Source organism: Streptomyces sp. NPDC042259 (genome assembly GCF_055582085.1).
Genome location: NZ_JBVJDW010000002.1, coordinates 877,702 through 902,975, shown reverse-complemented (window position 1 = coordinate 902,975; position 25,274 = coordinate 877,702). Strand labels below are relative to the sequence as shown.

Here is a 25,274-nt window from a genome sequence, read left to right as displayed (position 1 = left end):
GGGGTCGGACAGGGGGGAGTGGAGGGAGCGGGAGGGCGGCGCGGCGGTGGCGGGTCAGCGCCGTCCGCCGCCGCGGGGCCGCAGCAGTGCCGCCGCGAGTACGGCGGGGGCCGTGAGCAGCAGCATGAGCGTGACCATCGAGGGCCCGCCGTCGGGCGTTTTGGCATCGGCCCGGTGATAGGCGCGCGGAGCGATCCGGGCGGCCGCGGGTCTCGGCGAGACCGCCGGGGGAGCGGGCCGGACCACCGGGGGCGGCGGCGCCGGTACCGCGTCGACCCCGACCGGAACGGGACGTGGGGGCGGGGGCGGCGGGGTGGCGGGTGCGGGAGGGGAGGCGGGAGCCGGCGGGGCGGGGGCTGCCGGTGGCGGGACCGGGGGAGCCGGGGCGGGGCGGGGCGCGGCCGGTGGCCCGGGGCGCGGGGCCCGTGGCCCGCAGATCCGCACCAGGGCCGAGTGCCCCGGGGCGTGGGCGCCGACGGTCAGGCACCGGTCGTCGTCGTGGATCACGGCGGAGGACAGACCGTCGCCCGAGACGGCGGTCACGGTGAGGGGCCGCCGGCCGGGCGCGCCGGTGTGACGACGCCTCTCGTGGATGACGACGGAGGAGGAACCGTCGTGTGTGGTGATGCGCACGTCGTGGGAGCGGCGGGCGGCCGAGAGCGCGGTGCGGACGTCGGCGTCCTGCCGGGTGGGGCGGCCGGTGTCCCGCGCGAGGTCACCGGGCCCCGTGGTGGCCGGAGCCCCCACGGCCGGTGGGCCGCCGGCCTCGCCGGCCCACGCGGGCCCGGCCCCCGCCGTCGCCAGTACGGCCACGAAGGCCACCATCCCCGTCCGCCCTGCCGGCACCCATCCGTTCACGACGGAGATCCTCCGGTGCGCACGCTCCCCTTGGCCGCGTCCTGCCGCGAATCCCTCCCAAGGGATGAATAACTGTGTGCGTTGTGTGTGCGCCATAACGGCCAAAAAGGGTGTATCGACCGGGCGTTCCCCGTGGGTTCACCCCGACGGGGCGGGCGTGCGGTGCCGGTGCCGCGCGGTGCCGGCGCCGGGCCTCCCGGTGGTGTGCCGCCGGGCTCACCCGGGTGGGAAGCCCCCGTGCCGGCCCGAGCCCGCCGCGAAGCGGGCCGCGCCCTCGCGCGCCTCGGCCAACGACCGCAGTCCGCAGGCGAGTTCGGCCGCCAGCGCGGCCTCCTCCGTCAGACCCTCCTGGTCCAGCACGCCGGCCCGGTCGCCGCGCAGACACGTCTGGGGGAAGCGGGCGATCTCCGCCGCCAGCTCCTCCGCCGCCGCTCTCGCCCCGCCCGGCGGGACGAGGCGGTTGACGAGCCCGATGGCGTGGGCTTCCGCCGCCGGAACCGGGCGGCCCGTCAGGATCATGTCCATGGCCCGGCTCGTGCCGACGAGCCGGGGCAGCCGGACCGTACCGCCGTCGATCAGCGGCACGCCCCAGCGGCGGCAGAAGACGCCGAAGACCGCGTCCTCCTCCGCCACCCGCAGATCACACCACAGGGCCAGTTCCAGCCCGCCCGCCACCGCGTGGCCGCTCACCGCGGCGATCACCGGCTTGGACAGCCGCAGCCGGGTGGGGCCCATCGGGCCGTCGCCGTCGGGCGCGACGCGATTGCCGTGCCCGGTGCCGATCGCCTTGAGGTCCGCGCCCGCGCAGAACGTACCGCCCTCGCCCCACAGCACCGCGACCCGTGCGCCGTCGTCGGCCTCGAACGCCCGGAAGGCGTCGGCCAGCCGCCGGGCCGTCGGCCCGTCCACGGCGTTGCGGACGGCGGGCCGCGACAGCACCACCGTGCTGACGGGCCCCCGGCGCTCGGTACGGACCGCCGGGGCGGCCGCCCCGGCGCGGGTGTCCGTCACCGCGCGTCCTTCGCCACCGCCCGGTCGATGATCGGCCCCAGGTCGGCGCCCGCCGGCAGGGTGCCGAAGGCGTGCCCCCACTCCCCGCCCAGCCGGGACGCGCAGAAGGCGTCCGCGACGGCCGGGGTGCTGTGCCGCACCAGCAGGCTGCCCTGGAGGACCAGCGTGAGCTGCTCGGCCAGCCGGCGGGCGAGCAGCTGGGCCCGGTGCGGGTCCGCCAGCGAGCCGAGCAGCTCGCGTACCCGCCCCGCCGCCGCGTCGAGGCGGGCGTCCGCCCCGGCCGCCGCGCCGACCTCTGCGAAGTAGGCGTCCAGCGCCGCCGGTTCCCGGGTCAGGGCGCGCAGCACGTCCAGGGCGGCCACGTTGCCCGAGCCCTCCCAGATGGAGAGCAGCGGTGCCTCCCGGTACAGCCGCGGCATGCCGGACTCCTCGACGTATCCGTTGCCGCCGAGGCACTCCAGCGCCTCGGCGGCGTGCGCGCTGCCGCGCTTGCAGACCCAGTACTTGCCCGCCGCCAGCGCGAGCCGGCGCAGGGCCGCCTCGCCCGCGTCACCCGACTCGGAGGCGTCCAGTGCCGCCGCGAGCCGCATCGCCAGCAGCGTCGCCGCCTCGGACTCCACGGCGAGGTCCGCCAGGACGTTGCGCATCAGCGGCTGGTCGATCAGCTCGGCGCCGAACGCCCGCCGGTGTGCGCTGTGGTGCAGGGCCTGCCGCAGACCCGCGCGCATGCCGGCCGCCGAGCCGATGACGCAGTCGAGCCGGGTCATGTTGACCATCTCGACGATCGTCCGCACCCCACGGCCGAGTTCACCCACCGGCCAGGCCACGGCCCGCTCGTACTCGATCTCGGCCGAGGCGTTGGAGCGGTTGCCGAGCTTGTCCTTCAACCGCTGCAGCCGCATCGCGTTGCGGGTGCCGTCCGGCAGCACGCGCGGCATGAGGAAACAGCTCAGGCCCTCCGGTGTCTGTGCCAGCACCAGGAACACATCACTCATCGGTGCCGACGTGAACCACTTGTGCCCGGTGATCACATACGAGCCGTCGCCCGCCGGCACGGCCGTCGTCGTATTGGCCCGCACGTCCGAGCCGCCCTGCTTCTCCGTCATCGACATCCCGGCGATCAGGCCCCGCTTGCCCGTCGGCGGACGCAGCCCGAAGTCGTACGCGCGCGAGGCGAGCAGCGGCTCGTAGACGGCGGCCAGCTCGGGCTGGGCGCGCAGCGCGGGGACCGCCGCGTACGTCATGGAGACCGGACAGCCGTGGCCCGGCTCGGCCTGGGCCCAGACGTAGAACTTCGCGGCGCGCACCAGATGCGCCCCGGGCCGGGCGTCCGCCCAGGGCGCGGCGTGCTGGCCGCTCTCCACGGCCACCGTCATCAGCTGGTGCCAGGCGGGGTGGAACTCCACCTCGTCGAGGCGGTGGCCGAAACGGTCGTGGGTGCGCAGTACCGGGGGGTGCGCCTCGGCCAGCCGTGCCCACTCCTGCGTCTGCGGCGACCCGGCGCGCGCGCCCAGCTCGCGCACCTCCGCCTCGCCCCAACCGCCGCCGTCCCGGCGCAGCGCCTCCAGCAGCGCCGGATCGTCGGCGGTGGTGAAGCCGGTCAGGGGCGGAGCCTGGTTGAGGACTTCGTGCGTGGCGCTCACAGCGACCTCCGAGGGGTGCGTACGGCCCGGCATTACAAGTTTATGATGCGTGGTCGAAGACTGTAATGGATAGGGTTTCGCCCATCATGGACACCGGATCCCTCGCCCTGCCGCCGCTGACCGCGCGTTCGATCGTGCTCTCCACCCTGCTGGGCCACCACCCGCCCGCGCTGCCCGCCCGCGCCCTCGTCCGCGTCGGCGAACTCTTCGGCACCGCCGAGGGCACCGTCCGTACCGCCCTCACCCGGATGGTCGCCGCCGGCGACCTCGAACAACGCGACGGCACCTACCGGCTCACCGACCGTCTCCTCGCCCGTCAGGCCCGGCAGGACGACAGCCGGGCGCCGCGCACCCGGCCCTGGGACGGCGGCTGGGAGATCGCCGTCGTCACCACCGAACGGCGCCCGGCGGCCGACCGCGCCGCCCTCCGCCAGGCCATGGCCGCCCAGCGCCTGGCCGAGCTGCGCGAAGGCTGCTGGCTGCGCCCGGCCAACCTGGTGCGGGCCCCCGGCCACGCCCCGCCCGACGTGATCGGCGAACAGTGCACCCGGCTCACCGGCGTCCCCGAGGGCGATCCGGCCGTGCTCGCCGCCACGCTGTGGGACCTCGACGGCTGGGCGGCGCGGGCCCGCGCGCTGGAGGCGGCGCTGCGCGCGGAGCGGACCGAGAACCTCGCGGACCGCTTCATGGTCTCGGCGGCGGTCCTGCGCCACCTCCTCGCCGACCCGGTGCTCCCCGCCGCCCTGCTCCCCGGCGACTGGCCCGGCGACCGGCTCCGGCACCGCTACGAGAGCACCGACCGGGACTTCCGCGCGCTCCTGCTGCGGCACATCGGCGGGCCCGATCGTGGCTGAGCCCGGCCCAACCTGACCAACCGGCCCGTCCGTGAGCGAGAACGCGCCCGCGGGGCGCTCGCCGCGGGCGGCACTGCGGCAGGGGCAGCGGCGGTGAATATGAGCAGTCGGTGACAGTTGCGCTGCTCACAGGCCCGCGAGGCGCACGAGTGCGCCGAGGGGAACGATACTGTCCGCATGTCACGCGTGCTTCTGATCGAGGACGACCGGGCCGTACGGGAAGGGGTCACTCTCACCCTGCGCCGCCGCGGCCACGAGGTCGAGGCCGCGCCGACCGGCGAGGCCGGTCTCGCCGCCCTGGAGTCCTTCCGCCCCGACCTGGTCCTGCTCGATCTGATGCTGCCCGACAAGAGCGGCTTCGAGGTGTGCCGCCGTATCCGCGCCACCCAGCAGATCCCGATCATCATGCTCACCGCGCGCGGCGACGACATCGACGTCGTCCTCGGCCTGGAGGCCGGCGCGGACGACTACATCGTCAAGCCCGCCCGGGGCGAGGTCCTCGAAGCGCGGATCCGGGCCGTGCTGCGCCGGGCCGCCCCGAGCGACGGCGGACCGGACCCGGCCGTCACCCAGCCCGCGGAGACCCACGGCGACCTGACCGTCGACCGCGCGGGCCTGCTCGTCTCCAAGAACGGCCAGGACCTGGCCCTCGCCCCCTCCGAGATGAAGCTGCTGCTGTACCTCTCCGCCACCCCGGGCCGGGTCTTCAGCCGCCAGCAGCTGCTGGAACACGTGTGGGAGCACAGCTACCACGGTGACGCCCGGCTGGTGGACGCCTGTGTGATGCGGCTGCGCACCAAGGTCGAGGACTCCTCGCGGTCACCGAAGTACATCCAGACCGTGCGGGGCTTCGGGTACCGGTTCGGGCCCCTGTGACCCGAAAGACCCCCGCGACCCCCGGGAGACCCGGCCTCCCGTGGCACGCGCGGCTGCGGGACACGCGGCTCGGGCGCCCCGCGCTGGGCACCTTCGCCCGGGGGCTGCGGGCGCGGCTCGTCGTGGCGTTCCTGCTGGTGGCCGCCCTCAGCGCGCTCACCACGGCGGGGCTGACCTTCCGCGAGGCCCGCACCAAGATCCTCAAGCGCACCCAGGACACGGCCGTGGAGACCCTCCGCGCGCAGGTCAACTCGCAGGTGCCCGAAGTGCCCTTCCCCCCGCGGGACGCCGACCTCGTGAAGCTCTCCGAGGGGCTCGACCGGGCGGGGGTGGCCCAGCGCTGGATCATCCACACCCGCTACAAGGACGGCCCCCTTTTCCCGCCCACCGGCCCGAACGGCGGCCGGGGCATCCCGGCCGGCGTCCAGGGCAAGGTCCACAAGGGCATCGCGGCGTTCCAGCGCATCGAACTCGACGGCAAGCCGTGGCTGGCGATCGGACTGCCCGTCACCTACAGCGGGGACGGCGGGGAGATCTCGGGCCTCGAGGTGTACGCGAAACTGCCGCTGCGCGAGGACGAACTCAATGTGCAGGCGCTCGTCCAGGCCGCCCAGAACGGAGCGCTGCCCGCGATCGCGCTGGCCGTGGTCCCCGCCCTGATCGCCGCGCGCGGGGTGCTGCGGCCCGTACGGGAGCTGCGGCGCGCCACCCAGCAGATCACCGCCGGCGAGCTGGACACCCGGCTGAAGGTGACGGGCCGCGACGAGCTGGCCGACCTCTCCCGGACCTTCAACGACATGGCGGCGGCACTGGAGGAGAACGTGGCCGAGCTGCGCCGCATGGAGGCCAACTCCCGGCGCTTCGCGGCCGACGTCTCGCACGAGCTGCGCACCCCGCTGGCCGCGATGACCGCCGTCGTCGACGTCCTGGACGAGGACGCCGCCACGCTCGACCCGGACACCGCCTACGCCGTGCGGCTCATCAGCGAGGAGACCGGGAAGCTCGCCCGTATGGTCGAGGACCTGATGGAGATCTCCCGCTTCGACGCGGGCGCCGCGGCCCTCCACCTGGACGAGGTCGACGTGTCCGAGACCGTCCGCAAGACCCTCCAGGCCCGCGGCTGGCAGGACAAGGTCGCCGCCGATCTGCCCGAGGGCGTCCGGGCCCGGCTGGATCCGCGCCGGATCGACGTCGTGGTCGCCAACCTCGTCGGCAACGCGCTGAAGCACGGCGGCGAACCGGTGAGCGTCGCGGTCCGCACGGCGAAGGCGGCCGGCGGGGCCGGGGAACAGCGTTTGCTGATCGAGATCGCGGACCGGGGCGCGGGCATCGACCCCGAGGTGCTGCCGCACGTCTTCGAGCGGTTCTTCAAAGCGGACTCCGCCCGGGCCCGCTCCGAGGGCAGCGGGCTCGGGCTCGCCATCACCCTGGAGAACGTCCGGCTGCACGACGGAACCGTACGGGCCGCCAACGGCCCCGCGGGGGGCGCGGTGTTCACCGTGGACCTTCCGCTGCGGCGCGGGGAATTCGGCGAGAGCGGGGAGTCCGGGGAGTTCGGCGGGACCGGGCCAAACGAGAAGGGGACACCATGAGGACGCGAAGGGCGGCCGCCGTCGCGGCCCTGCTCGGTGCGCTCACCGCGCTGGCCGGGTGCGGCATCGAACCCACCGAGGTCATCGACGTGGGCTACCCGGCCACCGGCGCCAAACGGCCCGGCGTTCCGGCGACGCAGGCCGTGCTGTACTTCGCCTACCCGGGGGGCGTGGTGCCGGTGAGCCGGCCGGCCGGTGACGCGGTGACCGCGGAGGACGCGGTACCGCTCCTGCTGAAGGGGCCCAACGAGCCCGAGCGGCTGCGCGGCTACTACTCCGAGCTGCCGAAGGTCGGCGGTGTGGACGTCTCCACCAGCACCGACCGCGTCGTCATCCGGCTGGCGACGGACGTCTCCCGGCTCACCCGGACCGCCCGCAACCAGCTCGTGTGCACCGCGGCCCACAACGGGGTGCCGGGCAAGCTGCCTGCCGACGAGGTGAAAGTGAGCCTGGTCGGGGGCGGAAAGTCCGTCCCCGACCAGGTCTGTGCCTCCGTCTTCCCGCAGACCGGCCGCCCCGCCCCGTCCGTGTCCCCGCGGCCCTGACGGCACTTCGGGCGCCGGGCGCCGGTGCCGCGGGGTCTACCGGCCCAGGGGACGGAAGCCGCGCAACCGCAGGCTGTTGCCGACGACGAAGACCGACGAGAAGGCCATCGCGGCACCCGCGATCATGGGGTTGAGCAGTCCCGAGGCCGCCAGCGGCAGCGCAGCCACGTTGTAGGCGAAGGCCCAGAACAGGTTCGACCTGATGGTCCCCAGCGTCCGGCGCGCCAGCCGGATCGCGTCCGCCGCGACCCGCAGGTCCCCCCGAACGAGCGTGAGGTCGCCCGCCTCGATGGCCGCGTCCGTGCCGGTGCCCATCGCGAGCCCGAGGTCCGCCTGGGCGAGCGCGGCCGCGTCGTTGACGCCGTCGCCGACCATCGCGACGACCCGCCCCTCGCCCTGGAGCCGCTTGACGACGTCGACCTTGTCCTGCGGCAGAACCTCGGCGATCACCTCGTCGATACCGACCTCGGCGGCGACCGATTCGGCCACGGCCCGGTTGTCGCCCGTGAGCAGGATCGGGGTCAGCCCCAGGGCTCGCAGCCGGCCGACGGCCTCGGCGCTGGTCTCCTTCACCGCGTCCGCCACCTCCAGCACCGCCCGGGCCGCGCCGTCCCAGGCCACCAGGACGGCGGTGTGCCCCGCCGCCTCGGCCGCGGCCTTCGCCCGCTCCAGCTCCGCCGGCAGCGCGATGGCCCACTCGGCCAGCAGCTTCTCCCGGCCGACGAGCACGGCGTGGCCCTCGACGACACCCTGGACGCCCCGACCCGGCAGGTTCACGAAGTCCTCCGGCACGGGCAGCGTGCCGGTCTGCTCGGCGGCGCCCGCCGCGACCGCCCGGGCGATCGGGTGTTCGGACGCGTGCTCCAGTGCCCCGGCCAGCCGCAGTGCCTCGGTCCCGGCCGTGCCGTCGACGGTGTGGACGTGGCGCAACGCCATCCGGCCGGTGGTGACCGTGCCGGTCTTGTCCAGGACGATCGTGTCGACCCGCCGCGTGGTTTCCAGCACCTCGGGCCCCTTGATGAGGATGCCCAGCTGCGCGCCCCGGCCCGTGCCCACCATCAGGGCCGTCGGTGTGGCCAGCCCCAGCGCACACGGGCAGGCGATGATCAGCACGGCCACCGCGGCCGTGAACGCGGCGGTCAGTCCCGCACCGCTGATCAGCCAGAACGCGAGCGTGCCGAGCGCCAGCGCGATGACGACGGGCACGAAGACCGCGGAGATCCGGTCGGCCAGCCGCTGGGCCGCCGCCTTGCCGTTCTGGGCGTCCTCCACCATCCGGGCCATCCGCGACAGCTGGGTGTCGGCACCGACCCGGGTGGCCTCCACGACGAGCCGGCCGCCCGCGTTGAGCGTCGCTCCCGTCACCGTGTCGCCCACGCCGACCTCGACCGGCACCGACTCACCCGTCAGCATCGAGGCGTCCACGGCGGAACCGCCCTCGACGACGGTGCCGTCCGTGGCGATCTTCTCGCCGGGCCGGACCACGAACCGGTCCCCGACCGCCAGGTCCTCGACGCGGACCGGCTCCTCGCGGCCGTTCCGCAGCACGGTCACCTCCTTGGCGCCCAGCTCCAGCAGCGCCTGGAGCGCGGCCCCGGCCCGGCGCTTGGAGCGGGCCTCGAAGTAGCGCCCCGCCAGGACGAACGCGGTGACCCCCGCGGCCGCCTCCAGATAGAGGTTCCCCGCGCCGTCACCGCGTGCGATGGTCAGCTCGAAGCCGTGGGTCATGCCGGGCATGCCGGCGCTGCCGAAGAACAGCGCCCACACCGACCACGCGAACGCCGCCGAGGTGCCGACGGAGATCAGGGTGTCCATGGTGGCCGCGCCGTGCCGGGCGTTGGTCCAGGCGGCCCGGTGGAAGGGCCACGCCGCGTAGGTGACGACGGGCGCGGTCAGCGTCAGGGACAGCCACTGCCAATAGGTGAACTGCCAGGCCGGCACCATCGCGAGCAGGACCACCGGAACGGCCAGCAGGACCGCCGTGACCAGCCGCTGCCGCAACGGCAGCAGCGCGTCCGCCTCCGCGCTCCCCCCGGCCCCGCCGCGCCCGTCATGCCCGCCGTCCGCGCCGGTGGCCCGTACGGGCGCGGGCGGCGCGGCCGTGTACCCCGTGGCCTCCACCGTGGCGACCAGCTCGGCCACCGCGATGTCCGCACGATAGGTGACCTGCGCCTTCTCGGTGGCGTAGTTGACCGTGGCGGTCACGCCGTCCATGCGGTTGAGCTTCTTCTCGATCCGCGCGGCGCACGAGGCGCAGGTCATGCCGCCGATGGCGAGTTCGACCCGGGAATCCCGGGCGGTATCGGTGGTCGTCGTGGTCATCGCTGCTCCCACTTCCAGGGCTCTTGATACCCCCAGGGGGTATCCATCGAGGACATGTATACCCCCCAGGGGTAGCTGCTCGCAAGTGAGGCCGGAGGCTGTCCGATGTGCTCCGCCACCGGGGCGGAGCGTCCGCTCAGGGCTGGAGCCCGCCGATCCGCCCTTCCAGAAGGACGAGAAGGTCGGCCAGGGTCGCGGCGAGATCGTCCCGGCGCTCCACGCCGAGTCCGGCCAGCAGGGCGCCCTCGTAGGCGACCTGCTGCGGGACCAGCCGGTCGATGAGCGCACCACCGCTCTCGGTGAGCGACAGATGGGCGACCCGGCGGTCCCGGTCGTCGGGCCGGCGGGAGACGAGCCCGCGCCCTTCGAGCACCCGCAGCCGCTTGGTGACCGCGGCCCCCGAGGCGAAGGTCTCCCGTGCGATCTGCCCCGGCGTCAGCTCCCGGCCGGTGCGCCGCAGCGTGCCGAGGACGTCGAACTCCCCCCGCGACAGCCCCTCGCCCGCCAACGGGGCATCGGTGGCCTGCTGGAGCAGGGCCGCACAGCGGTTCAGCCTGCCGATCACGGCCATCGGCGCGGTGTCGAGCCCGGGGTGGACCCGCTGCCACTGGCGCAGCACGCGCGCGACGATGTCCTCCGCGGCCCCGGCGCTCCCGGCACCCCCGGTCTCATGGCCCACGGTGTCGGTCCTCTCCGGTCGGTGCACTGGAGAGTGATTGTGCCGTCTCCCGGGCGACGCGCCGAAGGAGGACACGACTCGCCCGCTGCCCACGGCACGGCCGCTCGGGCCGCGGGGCCGGCTACCCCTCGGCGTACAGCTCCAGCGCGCGGGCCCGGCAGGCCGCCGGCGTGCCCCACGCCGACCGCAGCGCCCTGGCCTTGCCGAGCCACAGGGACAGGTCGTACTCGGCGGTGTAGCCGATCGCGCCGTGCACTTGAAGGGCGGTACGGGCGGCCGCGTACGCCGCGTCGCAGGCGGCGGCCTTGGCCGCGGCGATGTCTGCCCCGGCGCCCGGCGCCCCGGACGCGAGGGCCACGGCGGCACCGTGGAGCAGGGGCCGGGCGAACTCCAGCCCGAGCAGCGCGTCGGCCAGCCGGTGCTTGACCGCCTGGAACGAGCCGATGGCCGCCCCGAACTGGGTACGGGCCCTGGCGTACGCGACCGTGCGCTCCAGCAGGGCCAGCCCCACGCCGAGCGCCTGGGCAGCCGTCGTGAACGCGGCCACGCCGGTGGCGTGAGCGGCCGCGTCCCGCACGGCGGGACCGTCCGCGAGCACTTCCCCGCCGGGCAGCGGGCGCGACAGCCGCCGCGCGGGATCCAGCGAGGGCTGCACCGGCCCGTGGCCGGTGGCGCGCCACAGCGTGGGCTGATCGCCCGTCACCACGAAGGCCGCGTCGGCGGCGTCGGCGTCCAGCGCGTACGGGCCGCCGCCCGCCAGGGCCACCGTCACCCGTGCCGTCCCGGCGGCGATGAGGGGCAGCCACCGATCGGCGGGTGCCGCCACACCGTGCTCGGCGAGACGGGACAGCAGCGCCGCCGTGGCGACCGTCTCGACCAGCGGGCCCGGCACGGCGTGCCGGCCCAGGGCGACGAAGGCGACGGACAGCTCGACGGGCAGCGGCCCCACACCGCCGTGCCCGCCGGGCACGGCGAGGGCGAAGACCCCGGCGTCCGCGAGCCGCTCCCACAACGTGAACCCCGGCCTGTGGTCGCCGTCCGCCCACGCCCGCACGACCGCCGGGGTGCCGGCGGCGGCCAGCAGCCGGTCGAGGCTGTCGCCGAAAGCGGTCTGCTCGGTGTCCAGTACGAACCTCATGCGCGGCGCGTTCCCCTCGGCAGCCCGAGCAGCCGCTCGGCGATGATGTCCCGCTGGATCTCGTTGGTGCCCGCGTAGACCGGTCCGGCCAGGGCGAAGGTGTAGCCGTCCGCCCAGACGCCGTGCGCGGGGGCGTCCCGCGCCCCGTCGGCGAGTTCACCGTAGGGGCCGAGCAGGTCCAGGGCGGTTTCGTGGAGGGCGAGGTCCAGCTCGGACCAGAACACCTTGGTGAGACTGGACTTCGCGTCCGGCCCGCCTCCCGCGGCCGGGCGGGTGGCGTCGGCGTAGGCGGACAGCTGATAGGCGCGGGCCCGGATCACGACGTCGGCGACCCGGTCCCGCAGGACCGGGTCGCCGACGTCGCCGTAGGTGTGCCACAGCCCCACGAGCCGGCGTGCGGCGGCGGTGAAGCGGCCGGGGCTGCGCAGCACCGGCCCCCGTTCGCTGCCTGCCGTGCTCATGGCGACGGACCAGCCCCGCCCGGGCTCCCCGACGATGTCCGCGTCCGGCACGAAGACGTCGTCGAGGAAGATCTCCGCGAAGGCGGGCTTGCCGTCGAGGCGCCGTACGGGCCGCACGGTCACCCCGTCCGCGTCGAGGGGGAACATCGCGTACGTCAGCCCCCGGTGCGGGCGGTCCGCGTCGGCGTGGGTGCGGAACAGGCCGAACGCGCGGTCGGCGAAGGCGGCCCGCGAGGACCACGTCTTCTGCCCCCGGAGCAGCCAGCCGCCCGCCGTGCGCACCCCGACGGAGCGCAGGGAGGCGAGGTCGGAACCCGCCTCCGGCTCGGACCAGGCCTGCGCCCAGATCGTCGCACCGCTCGCCATGGGCGGCAGGACGCGGGCCCGCTGCTCGTCGGTGCCGTGCGCGAAGAGGGTGGGGGCCAGGAGGTGGATGCCGTTCTGGGCGACCCGGGCGGGGGCACCGGCCGCGTAGTACTCCTCCTCGAAGACCAGCCACTCCAGCGGCGAGCGGTCCCGGCCGCCGTACGCGGCCGGCCAGGACACCACCGACCAGCGGTCGGCGAACAGCGTCCGCTCCCAGGCCCGGTGCTCGGCGAACCCCTCCGCGGTCTCCAGGGACCGCAGGGGCGGGCGGGGCACGTGGGCCGCCAGCCAGGCGCGGGCCTCGTGGCGGAAGGCATCCTCGGCGGGGGTGAAGTCGAGATCCATCAGCGCCGCGTCCCCCCGCGCCCCTGTGCCCGCGCCTTCAGCGCGGTGACGTCCATCCCGCCGAGCGGATCGGCGGTGGTCTCCGCGTTGTGCGCGTGGGCGAGGTGATGGAGGCCGAACACCGAGTCCAGTCCGCTGTGCAGCCCCTGGAGGTCCTCGGCCTGGTTGACGGCCCGCTTGGCGAGGGCGAGACCCATGCGCGGCATTTCCGCCACCCGTTCGGCCAGCTCGCGGGTGCGCCCGGCGAGCCGCTCGCGGGGCACCACGTGGTTGACCATCCCGACCTCGTGCGCCCGCCGCGCGCTCATCCGGTCGCCGGTGAAGAGGAACTCCTTGGCGACCCGGGGCGGCATCACCCACGGATGGGCGAAGTACTCGACGCCGGGGATGCCCATCCGGACGACCGGGTCGGCGAAGAAGGCGTCCTCGCTCGCCACGATCAGATCGCACACCCAGGCCAGCATCAACCCGCCCGCCACACAGGCCCCCTGGACGGCGGCGACCATCGGTTTCGGCAGTTCGCGCCAGCGGCGGCACATGCCCAGATAGACCTCGGACTCGCGGGCGAAGCGGCGCTCCGCGCCCTCCTTGCCGCAGTGGTCCCACCACAGGCCCGCCCGGCGGGCGAAGGGGACGTCGGCGTCGCGCCCCGGGGAGCCGATGTCGTGACCGGCGGAGAAATGCGCACCCGCCCCGGCGAGGACGACGACCTTGACCTCGTCGTCGGCCGAGGCCGCGGCGAAGGCGTCGTCCAGGGCGTAGGTCATCGCGGAGTTCTGGGCGTTGCGGTACTCCGGCCGGTTCATGGTGACGGTCGCGACCGGGCCCCGCCGTTCGTAGCGCACCACCGGATCCCCCGGTCCCGCGGCGGGGTCGGGGGCTCGGCCGTCGTGGCCGTCACGCACGTCACCGTCGCGGCCGTCGTCATGGTCGGGGGCCATCCGCCACTCCTTCCCTAACAAGTGTTTGGTAGGTTAACGTACGGCCATGAGCAGCGTCGAGGAGTCCGCTCCGGCCAGCGCTCGCCCCCCGGGCCCGCCGTCCTATCTCCCCGGTCACGCCCTGCTGGCCGGCCGTACCGCCGTGATCACCGCCGCCGCCGGTGCCGGGATCGGCGGTGCCACCGCCCGCCGCTTCCTGGAGGAGGGCGCCCGCGTGGTGCTCGGCGACCTCCACGCGCGCCGTCTGCGCGGCTGCGTCGCCACGCTCGCCGACGAGTTCGGCGCCCGCGCCGTCGCCGGGCTGACCTGTGACGTCACCGAGGAGAGCCAGGTCGCCGCCCTGTTCGACCTCGCCGAGGAGCGGCACGGCGGCCTGGACGTCGTCGTCAACAACGCCGGTCTCGGCGGCACCGCCGATCTGGTGGACATGACCGACGAGCAGTGGGACCGGGTCCTCGACACCACCCTCACCGGCACCTTCCGCTGCACCCGCGCCGCCCTGCGCCGGCTGCGGCACGGCACCGGCGGCGGAGTCGTCGTCAACAACGCCTCCGTCATCGGCTGGCGCGCCCAGCGCGGGCAGGCCCACTACGCCGCCGCCAAGGCCGGCGTCATGGCCCTCACCCGCTGCGCCGCCGTGGAGGCCGCCGCCTACGGGGTGCGCGTCAACGCCGTCTCCCCGAGCCTGGCCATGCATCCGCACCTGGCGAAGGTCACCACGCCCGGGCTGCTCGCCGAGCTGACCGGGCGCGAGGCGTTCTGGCGCCCCGCCGAGCCCTGGGAGATCGCCAACGTGATCGTCTTCCTCGCCAGCGGCTACTCCTCGTACATGACCGGGGAGACGGTCTCCGTCAGCAGCCAGCGGGCGTGACCGACAATGGGAGCGTGCCGACGAACAGCAGGAAGACCACCGCGAACCCCCCTCCCGAACGGCGCCGCGAACTCCTCGCGACCGCCGCCGAGGTATTCGCCGCGCAGGGCTACAACGCCACCACCGTCCGCCGGATCGCCGACGAGGCGGGACTGCTCGCGGGCAGCCTCTACTACCACTTCGACTCCAAGGAGTCGATGCTCGACGAGATCCTTTCCGGTTTCCTGGACGAGCTGTGGACCGGCTACGACGCCGTGCTCGACGCCGGTCTCGCCCCCCGGGCGACCGTCGAGGCCCTCGTCACGGAGTCCTTCCGGGAGATCGACCGGCACCGCGCCGCCGTCGCCATCTACCAGAAGGAGTCCCGGCACCTGGTCACCCAGCCCCGCTTCGGCTACCTCGCGGAATCGCAGCGGAAGTTCGAGAAGGCCTGGCTGGGCACGCTCGAGCGCGGCGTGGCCGACGGGTCCTTCCGCGCCGACCTCGACATCCGGCTCGTCTACCGCTTCGTGCGCGACACCGTCTGGGTCGCCGCGTCCTGGTACCGGCCGGGCGGGGCGCACCGCCCCGAGGAGATCGCCCGGCAGTACCTGTCGATGGTGCTGGACGGCATCGCCGGGAGGGAACCCGCCGCATAGGCCCGCACGGACACCATCTGCCGAAGGAGCAGCCATGGCCGAGGCGTACATCGTCGGGGCGGTACGCACCCCCGTCGGCAAACGGAACGGCGCCCTCGCCTCCGTTCACCCCGCCGATCTCGGGGCGCACGTCCTCACGGCGCTGATGGAGCGCACGGGTGTGGACCCGGCCGCCGTCGAGGACGTCGTCTTCGGCTGTCTCGACGCGGTCGGGCCGCAGGCCGGTGACATCGCCCGGACCAGCTGGCTGGCCGCCGGGCTGCCGGAGGAGGTGCCCGGCGTCACCGTCGACCGGCAGTGCGGGTCCTCCCAGCAGGCCGTCCACTTCGCCGCCCAGGCCGTGCTCTCCGGCACCCAGGACCTGGTCGTCGCGGGCGGCACGCAGAACATGTCGCAGATCCCCATCGGGTACGCCACCCGCCGGGCCACCGAGCCGCTGGGGCTGACCGAGGGGCCGTTCGCCGGGTCGCGCGGCTGGCGGGAACGCTACGGCGACCGGCCCGTCAGCCAGTTCCACGGTGCCGAGCTGATCGCCGAGCGGTGGGGCATCACCCGCCCGGCCATGGAGGAATTCGCCCTCCGCTCGCACCGGCGGGCGCTGCGGGCCGTCGACGAGGGCCGCTTCGACCGCGAACTCGTCGCCTACGGCGAGGTGACGACGGACGAGGGCCCGCGCCGCGACACCACGCGGGAGAAGATGGCGGCCCTCCCGCCCGTCATGCCCGGCGGGCGGCTGACCGCGGCCCTCTCCTCACAGGTCTCGGACGGCGCGGCGGCCATGCTCCTCGCGAGCGAGCGCGCCGTGCGCGACCACGGGCTGACCCCGCGCGCCCGGATCCACCACCTCTCGGCCCGCGGCGAGGACCCCATCCGGATGCTGTCCGCGCCCATCCCCGCCACGGCGCACGCGCTGAAGAAGACCGGCCTCGCGATGGCCGACCTCGACCTGGTCGAGATCAACGAGGCCTTCGCCCCCGTGGTCCTGGCCTGGCAGCACGAGACGGGCGCCGACCCCGAGCGGGTCAACGTCAACGGCGGCGCCATCGCCCTGGGCCACCCCCTGGGCGCCACCGGCGTCAAGCTGATGACCACCCTGCTGCACGAACTGGAGCGCACCGGCGGGCGCTACGGCCTCCAGGTGATGTGCGAGGGCGGCGGCCAGGCGAACGTCACCGTCATCGAGCGGCTGTGACCGGCGGGAGGCCCGCGAGCGTCTCGTGGGCCTCCCGCATGACGCGCTCCACCAGCTCCGCGCAGGTCGGCAGATCCTCGACGAGCCCCGCCACCTGCCCCGAGGCCATCACCCCCAGGTCCGTACGGCCGTCCACCATGGCGGCCTTGAGCAGCATCGGGGTGTTCGCGGCCAGCAGCACCTGGCTCCAGGTCAGCTCCCTGCCGTGCCGCATCGCCAGCCCCTCGCGCAGCATCCGGGGCCAGGTCAGCCCGGAGACCGCGCGGAAGGAGTGGGCGTGCCGTACCGCCCGCAGCAGCGCCCGGGCCCGGCCCGAGCGCTCCAGGGCGTCGACGAACGGCGTGCGCAGCACGCGGTGGGGGAGGCCGTCGACCTTCGTGGTGACCGTGACGTCACCGACGGATGCCGCGAGGTAGGCGGCCTTCACGGCCGCCGGCACCGTGCTGTCGGCCGTCAGGAGGAACCGGGTCCCCATCGCCACCCCGGCCGCCCCGAAGGCGAGGGCGGCGACCAGGCCCCGGCCGTCGTGGAAGCCGCCCGCCGCGACGACCGGGACGTCCACCGCGTCGACCACCTGGGGCAGCAGGACCGTCGTCGCGACGCCCCCGGTGTGCCCGCCGCCCTCGCCGCCCTGCACGACGACCGCGTCCGCGCCCCACGCCGCGACCTTCTCCGCGTGCCGCCGCGCGCCCACGGACGGCATGACGACGACCCCGGCGTCCTTCAGGCGGGCGATCAGCTCGCGCGAGGGGGCGAGCGCGAAGGAGGCGACCCGCACGCCCTCGCCGATGATGATCCGCACCCGTTCCCCCGCGTCCTCGGCGTCGGCGCGCAGATTCACCCCGAACGGGCGGTCGGTGCGCAGCCGCACCTCGCGGACCGCCTCCCGGAGCCGGCCGGGCGTCATGGTCGCGGAGCCCAGGATGCCGAGCGCCCCCGCGTTCGCCGTCGCCGCGACGAGACGCGGCCCCGCGACCCAGCCCATGCCGGTCTGCACGACGGGATGGCGGACGCCGACCAGGTCGGTGAGCGCGGTCCTCACCGGGGCACCTCCCGCCCGCGCAGCCCGGCGGGGTCGACGACCTCGCGGATCAGGCGCAGTTCACGGGCCGTCGGCTCGCGGGTGCGCGGCACGTCGTCGGGCACGGCGAGGGGGAAGCCGGTCGCCGCCCGCAGCTCGGCGGGCGTGACCCCCGGGTGCAGGGACCGCACCCGCATCGTGCGGTCCGGGGTCTCGAAGTCGAGCACGGCCAGATCGGTGACCACACGGTGGAGGTGGTGGAAACGGGTCGCGGACGGGCCGGCCGCCGCCGCCCGGTCGTAGCCCACACCGCACACCATGTCGACCCGCTCCACCAGCACCCGCGGCGAATGCCGGGGCACCCAGTAACTGGTGGGGTTGTTCACGGTGTTGACGGGAGCGCCGCGCACCCCCAGGAGCTGGCGGTCGGGCCGCTTCCAGTCGCCGACGCAGGAGATGTTCTGGTTGCCGTGGCGGTCCAGTTGGCTCGCGCCCATCATCACGTGCCGCCTGCCGCCGGTGACGTGGGCCAGATGCCGGCGGTAGGGCAGCCACCCCTCGCTCACCTCGGACGCCGCCCCGAGCGCGGGCACGTCGCCCATCAGCGCCGCCTCGCCGTCGGTCAGCAGCAGGGCGGGGGAGAAGGTGAGCTTCGCGAGCCGCGCGCCGGCCGTCGGGACGAGCCCCATCGCGGCGGCCAGGACCTCCCCGGCGCCGCGCCACGCCTCCGCGCAGGCGAGGACGCAGTACTCGGCACGGGTCACGCCCGTCGTCGCGTCCGCGCTCACGCGCCCTCCCCGGCGAAGGCCGCGACGGCGGCCCGGTAGTCGTTCTCGTCCCCCGACAGGAAGCGGCCCGCGAACGCGCGCCACGCCACCGGGTCGGCGGCGGCCTCGGCGTACGCGGCCTGGAAGGCCTCGTCGCGGTCGTAGTCCGGGGCGCAGGAGGTGAAGTGCGCGCCGCCCGGGGCGTGGACCACACCGGTGACGCAGTGCCGCCCGATCAGCAGGGTCTGCGGGCCGCCCGCGGGCGCGAACGCGGCGCTGTCCACGACCTGTTCACAGGAGACGTAGGCCTCGCGCGCCGCCTCGCAGAAGAGATCGTCGAAGTACGGGTCCGGGCCGAGGTACTGGGCGTTGCCCCGGGCGTCCGCCCGGTTGAGGTGGACGAGGGCCGCGTCCAGGGTCAGCGCGGGCACCGCGACGAGTTCCTCGCCGTCCGCGTACGGCGAGGTGACCGTCCGCAGCCGCGGGTTGACCGTCATGACGTCGGAGCCGAGTCCGGCCCGGACGGGCAGGAAGGGCAGCCGGTGCGCGGCGGCCGTCAGCCCCCACATCAGCATCGCCTCGTCCAGCTCCGTCAGCTCCAGACGGCCGCTCTGCCGGGCCGCCCGGAAGTGCGGTTCGAGCGGGACGGAGTCGAGGGTGACGAAGGCGGTCACGAGCCGGGTGATCCGTCCCGCCGCCGCCAGCAGGCCCACGTCCGGGCCGCCGTAGGAGACCACGGTGAGATCCGTCAGGCCGGAGCGCAGCAGGGCCCGGACGAGCGCCATCGGTTTGCGCCGCGAGCCCCAGCCGCCGATGCCGAGGGTCATGCCGCTCTCCAGCCGGCCGACGGCCTCGTCGGCGGTCATCAGCTTCTCGCCGGTCACGGCTCCTCCTCGTGGTCCTGCGCGGATGCCCCGGGCGCCCGGGGGCCCCGGGAGACGAAGGCCTCGCGGTGCCGGTCGGCCACACCGCTGAGCGCGGCCTCGAAGGTGAAGCCCTGCTCGAAGCGGTAGCCGCGGTGGACGTCGACCGGGTCGATGCCGTTGAGGGCGGCCTTGGCCAGGCGGATCAACGAACCGTCCTTGGCCGCGATCTCGCGCGCCAGCTCCAGGGCGGCGGCCGGGAGTTCACCGGGCGGCACGACCCGCCACACGGATCCGTGCCGGTGCAGCTCCCGCGCGGTGACGGTGCGCGAGGTGTAGTACAGGGTGCGCAGCAGATGCCCGGGCACCAGCCGGGCGAGGTGGGTGGCGGCGCCGAGCGCGCCCCGGTCCAGCTCGGGCAGGCCGAAGGTGGCGTCCTCGGCGGCGACGACGGCGTCGGCGTTGCCGACGAGCCCGACCCCGCCGCCCAGGCAGAAGCCCCGCACGGCGGCGACGACCGGCACCTCGCAGTCGTACACGGCCGAGAACGCGGCGGCACAGCCTCGATTGGCGCCGATCAGCGCCCGCCGGCCCGGCCCCCGCTGGATCTCCTTGAGATCGACCCCCGCGTTGAAGCCGCGCCCGGCGGCGGTCAGGACCACGCAGCGCACACCGGGGTCGGCGCCCGCCGTGCGCAGGGCCTCGGCCAGTTCGTACCAGCCCCGCACGGGCACGGCGTTGACGGGCGGGAAGTCGACGGTGACGACGGCGATGCCCGCTTCGGGGCGGGAGGTGGAGACACCCATCAGTGGATCAGCTACCTTTCCACCAAACGTTTGTTAGGGGCGAAGGTAGCAGCGGATCGCCCGGCGCGGGAGGTGGCACGGGATGAGCACGGAGCGCGCTCTGCACGGACGCGTCGCCGTCGTCACCGGCGGGACACGCGGCGTCGGCGCGGGCATCGCGCGGGCGCTGCTGCGCGCCGGGGCGCGGGTGGTGGTCTGCGCCCGCCGTCCCCCGGACACCCCGGTCACGGCCGCCGGGCGGACCGCCTGCTTTCGGCCCCTCGACGTGCGCCGGCCGGGCGCCGTGGACGCCCTGTTCGACGAGCTGGCCCAGACCTTCGGCCGTCTGGACCTGCTGGTCAACAACGCCGGTGGCGCGCCCTTCCGGATGCTCGATGACGCCGACGCCGAACGCCACGCGCGCGTCCTGGACCTCAACCTCACCGCGCCGCTGACCGTCGCGCTCGCCGCCCGCCGGGTGATGCGCGGGCAGCCGGGCGGCGGCTGCGTCCTGATGATCGGGAGCGTGAGCGGCACCCGCCCGTCACCGGGCACGGCGGCCTACGGCGCCGCCAAGGCCGGTCTGGAACACCTCGCCCGCACGATGGCGGTGGAATGGGCACCGGCCGTGCGCGTCAACACCCTCGTCCTCGGCATGGTGCGCACGGAGTCGGCACACCTGCACTACGGCGACGCGGCGGGCGTCGCCGCCGTCGCCCGCACCGTCCCGGCCGGCCGCCTGGCCGAACCCGACGAGATCGGCGACGCGGTGGTCTTCCTCGCCTCCGACCACGCGTCCTACATCACCGGCGCGAGCCTGGTCGTCCACGGCGGCGGCGAACGGCCGGCGTTCCTGGCGGCGGCCCCCATCAACCGGTCGGCCGCCAACCCGCCGGCCACCCCCTGCGAGGAGACCTGAGATGACCGGAATCTGCGCGGGCCGCGTCGTCGCCGTCACCGGCGCCGGCCGCGGTCTCGGCCGGGCGCACGCCCTCGCGCTCGCCGCCGAAGGCGCGCGCGTCGTCGTCAACGACCTCGGCGTAGGGCCCGGCGGGGAGGGCGGCTCGGCGGACCCCGCCCGGCGGGTCGCCGACGAGGTCCGCGCCCGCGGCGGCGAAGCCGTCGCGCACAGCGGCGACATCGCCACCACCGAGGGCGCCGCCGGCCTCCTCGCCACGGCCCTCGACACCTACGGGCGGCTCGACACGCTCGTCAACAACGCCGGCTTCCTGCGCGACCGGATGCTCGTCAACCTCGACGAGGACGACTGGGACGCGGTCCTGCGCGTCCACCTCAAGGGCCACTTCCTGCCGCTCAAGTGTGCGGCAGGCTACTGGCGCGCCGAGTCCAAGGCGGGCCGCCCCCGCCGGGCCCGCGTCGTCAACACCACCTCCGGCGCGGGACTGCTGGGCAGCGTCGGGCAGGGGAACTACGCCGCCGCGAAAGCCGGCATCGTGGCCCTCACCCTCGTCGCCGCCGAGGAACTGGCCCGTTACGGCGTCCAGGTCAACGCCGTCGCCCCCGCCGCCCGCACCCGGATGACCGAGCGGGTGTTCGCCGACACCATGGCCGCGCCCGGGGGCGGGTTCGACGCCATGGCACCGGAGAACGTCTCGCCGCTGGTGGTGTGGCTCGCCTCGGCGGACTCCGCCGAGGTCAGCGGGCGGGTCTTCGAGGCGGAGGGCGGACGCATCACCGTGATGGAGGGCTGGCGGCCGGGCCCCACGGCCGACAAGGGCGCCCGCTGGACCCCGGCCGAGGCGGGCGGTGCGGTCCGGGAACTGCTGCCCCGCACACGGGAGGCGGGCCCGGTCTACGGAGCCGCCAAGGCGTAGGCCCTTACGACACCACGTCCTTGGCCCGGAAATGCCGGAACGCGAGCGCGCACAGCACCAGCGCGTACGCCACCGACACCGCCGCACCCTTGATCATCCCGCCCCACTCCAACTGCGGCTGCAACGCGTCCCCCCACGCGTACTGCCAGTGCGCCGGCAGGAAGTCGCGCCAGTGCCCGAGGGCGGTCACCGCGTCCAGCACATTGCCGACGATGGTCAGCCCGACCGCGCCGCCCACCGCGCCCAACGGAGCGTCGGTGACCGTCGACAGCCAGAACGCCAGCGCCGCCGTCACCAACTGCCCCACGAAGACGTACGCCACCACGATCGCGAGCCGGCCGACGGCGGTCCCGGCGGGCAGCGCACCACCGGTGGGGATCCGCAACCCGTCCCAGCCGTACGCCGCCGTGCCCGCCGCCAGCGCCACCACCGGCAGCAGCACCATGGCGGCCGCGCTGAACGCGAGCGCCACGGCCAGCTTGCTCAGCAGCAGCCGGGCGCGCGGCACCGGGGCCGCGAGCAGGTAACGCAGCGAGGACCAGCTCGCCTCCGAGGCCACGGCATCACCGCAGAACAGCGCCACCGGCACCACCAGCAGAAAGCCCGCCGAGACGAACAGACACGTCGCCGCGAAGTTCGCGCCCGAGGCGGTGGCGGTGTCGATCAGCGTCACCCGCCCGTCGCGCCCGCTCGGCTGCCCGCCGATGGCGAAGGCCGCGATCAGGACGAACGGCAGCACCGCCAGCACCGCCCCCACCACGAGCGTGCGCCGCCGCCGTAGCTGACGCATCGCCTCCACCCGCAGTGGCAGGGTGTGCCGGGCCCGGTACCCGGGCGCGGACTCGGGGGCCGTGGTCACCGTGGTGCTCATGCCGAGCCTCCGATCAGGGTCAAGAACGCGTCCTCCAGGCGGCGGTGCGGGCCGACGCGCGCCACCGGGATCTCCAGCCGCACCAGCTCCGCCAGCAACTCCGGCGCGCCGATGCCGTCGAGCCGCACCAGCAGCCCCTCGTCACCGCGCACGGCCGAGGCCACCCCGGGCAGCGCCGCCACCTTCTCGGCCGTCACCTCGGGCAGCTCGCCCTCGACACCGACCAGCAGCGTGTCGCCCGAGCCGACGATCTCCGCCACCGGACCCGCGCTCACGAGCCGGCCACGGTCCATCACGACCAGATGCGTACAGCTCTGTTCGACCTCGGCCAGGAGATGGCTGGAGACGATGACGGTCCGCCCGGCGGCCGCGTACCGGATCATCACCTCGCGCATCTCCCGGATCTGCGGCGGGTCGAGCCCGTTGGTCGGCTCGTCCAGGATCAGCAGGTCCGGCAGCCCCAGCATGGCCTGCGCGATCGCGAGACGCTGGCGCATGCCCTGGGAGTACGTCCGTACCGCCCGCTCCAGTGCGGAGCCGAGCCCGGCGATCTCCAGGGCCTCGTCCAGGTGCGCGTCCTCGGCCGGGCGGCCCGTCGCCCGCCAGTACAGATCGAGGTTGGCCCGGCCGGACAGGTGCGGCAGGAACCCCGCACCCTCCACGAACGCCCCGACCCGCGACAGCACGGGCGCCCCCGGCCGGATCGCGTGCCCGAAGACCCGTACCTCACCTTCGTCGGGGCGGATGAGGCCCATGAGCATGCGCAAGGTGGTGGTCTTGCCCGCGCCGTTCGGGCCGAGCAGCCCCAGCACCTGGCCGCGTTCGATCCGGAAGGACAACTCCCGTACCGCGTACCGGTCGGCGGACTTGGCGTACCGCTTGCTCAGCCCGGTGATCTGCAACGGCACCTCGGCGAGCGCCGGGTCGGGCGCGGGCACGGCGGTGCGGCGGCGACCGGTCAGCAGCAGGGCCGCCGCGACGGCCGCACCGCCGAGCGGCAGCCCCCACGTCCACCAGGGCAGGGCGGAGGAACCGGTCCGCACCCCGGGCGCGGTCGGCACGCTCAAGGACCCGCCCACGAGGGCGGCGGTGTACGCGGCGGGCCGGGCCGGCGAGGCGTAGCCCAGGTCGGTGGCGGCGAGGACGAGCCGCATCCGGTGCCCGGACTCGAAGGTGTGGTCGATGGCGGGCAGGGTGAGTTCGACGGTGCGGCCCCCCTTCGCGTCGGTGACGCGGACGGGGGCGACGAGCTGCCCGGGCAGCACCTGTTGGCCGTTCGGCCCCACGTCGTAGACCTTGGCGAAGAGGACGGCCTCACCGGTGTCGGAGGAGATCCTCGCCTTCACGGTCGGGGAGCCGGTGACACGGACGCCCTCGGTGAGCCGGGCCGAGTCGAAGCGCGCGTGCTGGCCGGGGAAGTCGAGGGACACGCCGACGCCGAGGCCCGAGAGCTGGGTCAGCGAACCGATACCCGGCACCGCGGAGATCGCGGGCGGTGCCGCCCCCGCCGGGTTGCCGAACGACTGCTCGCGCCCGGCCAGCGGGACGGCCCGCGGAGCACCGCGCAACCCCGGATAGCGGTCGCCGCTCGCGCCGCGCAGCTGCGCCTTGCCGTCGGTGGTGTCGATCCCGCCGGTCCGGCTGACCCGGAAGGCGGGCCCCGTCTCCGCGCTCTCGTCCTCCTTGAGGTAGCGGTCGAACCACGCGCGCGTGCGCCGCGCGATCCGGTCGTTCTCGTCCGCCCCGCCGTCGTGGCCGCCCGCGATCCAGTCGACGGAGACGGGCGCGCCGTTGCGGGCGATGGCTTGGGCCGCCGCGTCGGACTGGCCGAGGGGGAAGAGGGAGTCGGTCTGCCCCTGGACGAGGAGGGTGGGCACCCTGATCCGGTCGGCGACGGCGGAGGGGCTGCGGCTCTCCAGCAGCTCCCGCGCCCGGGCGTCCGGCTTCCCCTCGACGGCCACCCGCTCGTACATCTCGCAGAGCGTCGTCTCGAACCGGCCGCAGGCGGAGGTCCCGGTGGGCGCCTTCGCCGCGCGGGCCGGGCGGTCGCCGTCGGCCGGCGCGGGGGCGCCGGGCGCGGCACCGGCCGCTGTGGTGCCGGTGGTGAAGAAGATCCCGGACCAGAGCTTCTTGAAGACGTCGTTCGGGAAGAGCGAGTCGGCGAGGTTCCAGTAGGTGATCTGCGGGGCGATGGCGTCGACGCGCTTGTCGTGCCCGGCCGCGAGGAGGGCGACGCCACCGCCGTAGGAGGCGCCCGCGATGCCGACCCTGGGGTCGCCCGCCTTGTCGAGCCGCACCTCCGGCCGCCGCGCCAGCCAGTCGATCAGCCGGCTCACATCGGCGACCTCACGGCCCGGGTCGTTGAGACCGACACGGCCGGTGGACCGGCCGAAGCCGCGCGCGCTCCAGGTCAGCACCGCGTAGCCGTCGCGCGCCAAATCCTCCGCCCGTTCGCGCAGATCGGCCTTGCTGCCGCCGAAGCCGTGCGCGAGCAGCACCGCCGGGCGGCGGGTGCCGGTGTCACCGGAGGTGAAGTACGACGTGTCGATGCGGACCGGTCCCGGGCGCCCGCCGTCCGGGGCGTCGGGCATCGTCAGGAACCGGTCCTCGCGGTGCACGGCGGCGCCCGGCCCGGTGGCCGAGGCCACGGTCCAGGTGCCGGCACCGACGAGTACGGCGCCGGCGGCCGTGGCGGCCAGCAGCCGGCCGCGTCCGGGCCGAGGACGGCGGGGAAAGCGCAGCTTCATGCCCGCATGCTAAGCGGAGCCGTCCGCCACCTGTGCCGCCGCCTGTGCCGCGT

The 25,274-nt window shown here is 75.0% G+C and carries 23 protein-coding genes; 9 read left to right on the top strand and 14 right to left on the bottom strand.

Annotated elements, in window-relative coordinates; all coding sequences use genetic code 11:
• Positions 1-54: 54 nt before the first annotated feature.
• From ACZ6MA_RS08380 to ACZ6MA_RS08370, 3 genes are all read right to left on the bottom strand, one after another.
• Entirely contained in the window at positions 55-858 is an 804-nt protein-coding gene (locus tag ACZ6MA_RS08380) for a hypothetical protein (RefSeq protein ID WP_469432060.1), read from the bottom strand.
• A gap of 216 nt (positions 859-1,074) precedes the next feature.
• Positions 1,075-1,869: a crotonase/enoyl-CoA hydratase family protein gene (locus ACZ6MA_RS08375; protein ID WP_469432059.1), complete on the bottom strand. Its 795-nt coding sequence runs from the start codon at positions 1,867-1,869 to the stop codon at positions 1,075-1,077.
• Positions 1,866-3,512 carry an acyl-CoA dehydrogenase family protein gene (locus ACZ6MA_RS08370; protein WP_469432058.1) on the bottom strand — a complete coding sequence of 549 codons (1,647 nt, stop codon included), beginning with the start codon at positions 3,510-3,512 and terminating at the stop codon, positions 1,866-1,868. The genes ACZ6MA_RS08375 and ACZ6MA_RS08370 overlap by 4 nt, the downstream gene beginning before the upstream one ends.
• Before the next feature lie 86 nt (positions 3,513-3,598).
• On the opposite strand from ACZ6MA_RS08370, the gene ACZ6MA_RS08365 reads away from it, so the two are divergent.
• The 4 genes from ACZ6MA_RS08365 to ACZ6MA_RS08350 all read left to right on the top strand — a co-directional run bounded on the left by ACZ6MA_RS08365 (position 3,599) and on the right by ACZ6MA_RS08350 (position 7,379).
• On the top strand, positions 3,599-4,366 hold the full coding sequence (locus ACZ6MA_RS08365) for a PaaX family transcriptional regulator C-terminal domain-containing protein (RefSeq protein ID WP_469432056.1): 768 nt from the start codon (positions 3,599-3,601) through the stop codon (positions 4,364-4,366).
• A 177-nt stretch (positions 4,367-4,543) separates the two neighbouring features.
• Complete coding sequence (locus tag ACZ6MA_RS08360; RefSeq protein ID WP_338932583.1) at positions 4,544-5,242, top strand: response regulator transcription factor; 699 nt, start codon at positions 4,544-4,546, stop codon at positions 5,240-5,242.
• A 53-nt stretch (positions 5,243-5,295) separates the two neighbouring features.
• Positions 5,296-6,834: an ATP-binding protein gene (locus ACZ6MA_RS08355; protein WP_469432297.1), complete on the top strand. Its 1,539-nt coding sequence runs from the start codon at positions 5,296-5,298 to the stop codon at positions 6,832-6,834.
• Entirely contained in the window at positions 6,831-7,379 is a 549-nt protein-coding gene (locus tag ACZ6MA_RS08350) for a hypothetical protein (protein WP_469432054.1), read from the top strand. Before ACZ6MA_RS08355 ends, ACZ6MA_RS08350 begins: the two co-directional genes overlap by 4 nt.
• 36 nt (positions 7,380-7,415) lie before the next feature.
• Here ACZ6MA_RS08350 and ACZ6MA_RS08345 read toward each other — a convergent pair whose 3' ends face one another.
• The 5 genes from ACZ6MA_RS08345 to ACZ6MA_RS08325 all read right to left on the bottom strand — a co-directional run bounded on the left by ACZ6MA_RS08345 (position 7,416) and on the right by ACZ6MA_RS08325 (position 13,631).
• Complete coding sequence (locus ACZ6MA_RS08345; protein WP_469432053.1) at positions 7,416-9,701, bottom strand: heavy metal translocating P-type ATPase; 2,286 nt, start codon at positions 9,699-9,701, stop codon at positions 7,416-7,418.
• A 136-nt stretch (positions 9,702-9,837) separates the two neighbouring features.
• Entirely contained in the window at positions 9,838-10,380 is a 543-nt protein-coding gene (locus tag ACZ6MA_RS08340) for a MarR family winged helix-turn-helix transcriptional regulator (RefSeq protein WP_469432051.1), read from the bottom strand.
• A 121-nt stretch (positions 10,381-10,501) separates the two neighbouring features.
• Positions 10,502-11,518, bottom strand: coding sequence for an acyl-CoA dehydrogenase family protein (locus ACZ6MA_RS08335; RefSeq protein ID WP_469432050.1), 1,017 nt, complete (start codon positions 11,516-11,518; stop codon positions 10,502-10,504).
• Positions 11,515-12,690, bottom strand: coding sequence for an acyl-CoA dehydrogenase family protein (locus ACZ6MA_RS08330; protein ID WP_469432048.1), 1,176 nt, complete (start codon positions 12,688-12,690; stop codon positions 11,515-11,517). The genes ACZ6MA_RS08335 and ACZ6MA_RS08330 overlap by 4 nt, the downstream gene beginning before the upstream one ends.
• Entirely contained in the window at positions 12,690-13,631 is a 942-nt protein-coding gene (locus ACZ6MA_RS08325) for an enoyl-CoA hydratase (RefSeq protein WP_469432047.1), read from the bottom strand. Before ACZ6MA_RS08325 ends, ACZ6MA_RS08330 begins: the two co-directional genes overlap by 1 nt.
• Positions 13,632-13,677: 46 nt before the next feature.
• Between ACZ6MA_RS08325 and ACZ6MA_RS08320 the strand changes: the two genes are divergently transcribed.
• Genes ACZ6MA_RS08320 through ACZ6MA_RS08310 form a run of 3 tightly spaced genes read left to right on the top strand, consistent with a single transcriptional unit; the run spans position 13,678 to position 16,332 of the window.
• Positions 13,678-14,502 (top strand): SDR family oxidoreductase, encoded by an 825-nt coding sequence (locus ACZ6MA_RS08320; protein ID WP_469432045.1) that lies wholly within the window; start codon positions 13,678-13,680, stop codon positions 14,500-14,502.
• A 14-nt stretch (positions 14,503-14,516) separates the two neighbouring features.
• Entirely contained in the window at positions 14,517-15,140 is a 624-nt protein-coding gene (locus ACZ6MA_RS08315) for a TetR/AcrR family transcriptional regulator (protein ID WP_469432044.1), read from the top strand.
• A 34-nt stretch (positions 15,141-15,174) separates the two neighbouring features.
• Complete coding sequence (locus ACZ6MA_RS08310) at positions 15,175-16,332, top strand: acetyl-CoA C-acetyltransferase (RefSeq protein ID WP_469432043.1); 1,158 nt, start codon at positions 15,175-15,177, stop codon at positions 16,330-16,332.
• On the opposite strand, the gene ACZ6MA_RS08305 is transcribed toward ACZ6MA_RS08310, so the two are convergent.
• From ACZ6MA_RS08305 to ACZ6MA_RS08290, 4 genes are read right to left on the bottom strand one after another with little or no spacing between them, the layout of a single operon-like run.
• Positions 16,316-17,374, bottom strand: a complete 1,059-nt coding sequence (locus ACZ6MA_RS08305) for an NAD(P)H-dependent flavin oxidoreductase (RefSeq protein ID WP_469432042.1) — start codon at positions 17,372-17,374, stop codon at positions 16,316-16,318. The genes ACZ6MA_RS08310 and ACZ6MA_RS08305 overlap by 17 nt on opposite strands.
• Positions 17,371-18,141 carry a CoA-transferase subunit beta gene (locus ACZ6MA_RS08300; protein WP_469432040.1) on the bottom strand — a complete coding sequence of 257 codons (771 nt, stop codon included), beginning with the start codon at positions 18,139-18,141 and terminating at the stop codon, positions 17,371-17,373. The genes ACZ6MA_RS08305 and ACZ6MA_RS08300 overlap by 4 nt, the downstream gene beginning before the upstream one ends.
• Positions 18,138-18,986 carry a CoA transferase subunit A gene (locus tag ACZ6MA_RS08295; protein ID WP_469432296.1) on the bottom strand — a complete coding sequence of 283 codons (849 nt, stop codon included), beginning with the start codon at positions 18,984-18,986 and terminating at the stop codon, positions 18,138-18,140. Before ACZ6MA_RS08295 ends, ACZ6MA_RS08300 begins: the two co-directional genes overlap by 4 nt.
• Before the next feature lie 14 nt (positions 18,987-19,000).
• The gene (locus tag ACZ6MA_RS08290) at positions 19,001-19,789 is read right to left on the bottom strand and encodes an enoyl-CoA hydratase family protein (RefSeq protein WP_469432039.1); all 789 of its coding nucleotides are present in this window, start codon (positions 19,787-19,789) and stop codon (positions 19,001-19,003) included.
• A gap of 82 nt (positions 19,790-19,871) precedes the next feature.
• Between ACZ6MA_RS08290 and ACZ6MA_RS08285 the strand changes: the two genes are divergently transcribed.
• Positions 19,872-20,687, top strand: coding sequence for an SDR family oxidoreductase (locus tag ACZ6MA_RS08285; RefSeq protein ID WP_469432037.1), 816 nt, complete (start codon positions 19,872-19,874; stop codon positions 20,685-20,687).
• 1 nt (position 20,688) lies between these two features.
• Positions 20,689-21,603 carry an SDR family oxidoreductase gene (locus ACZ6MA_RS08280; RefSeq protein WP_469432036.1) on the top strand — a complete coding sequence of 305 codons (915 nt, stop codon included), beginning with the start codon at positions 20,689-20,691 and terminating at the stop codon, positions 21,601-21,603.
• A gap of 4 nt (positions 21,604-21,607) precedes the next feature.
• Here ACZ6MA_RS08280 and ACZ6MA_RS08275 read toward each other — a convergent pair whose 3' ends face one another.
• Together ACZ6MA_RS08275 and ACZ6MA_RS08270 are read right to left on the bottom strand one after the other, a co-directional pair.
• Complete coding sequence (locus tag ACZ6MA_RS08275; RefSeq protein ID WP_469432035.1) at positions 21,608-22,474, bottom strand: ABC transporter permease; 867 nt, start codon at positions 22,472-22,474, stop codon at positions 21,608-21,610.
• Positions 22,471-25,221: an alpha/beta fold hydrolase gene (locus tag ACZ6MA_RS08270; protein ID WP_469432034.1), complete on the bottom strand. Its 2,751-nt coding sequence runs from the start codon at positions 25,219-25,221 to the stop codon at positions 22,471-22,473. The genes ACZ6MA_RS08275 and ACZ6MA_RS08270 overlap by 4 nt, the downstream gene beginning before the upstream one ends.
• Positions 25,222-25,274: the final 53 nt, after the last annotated feature.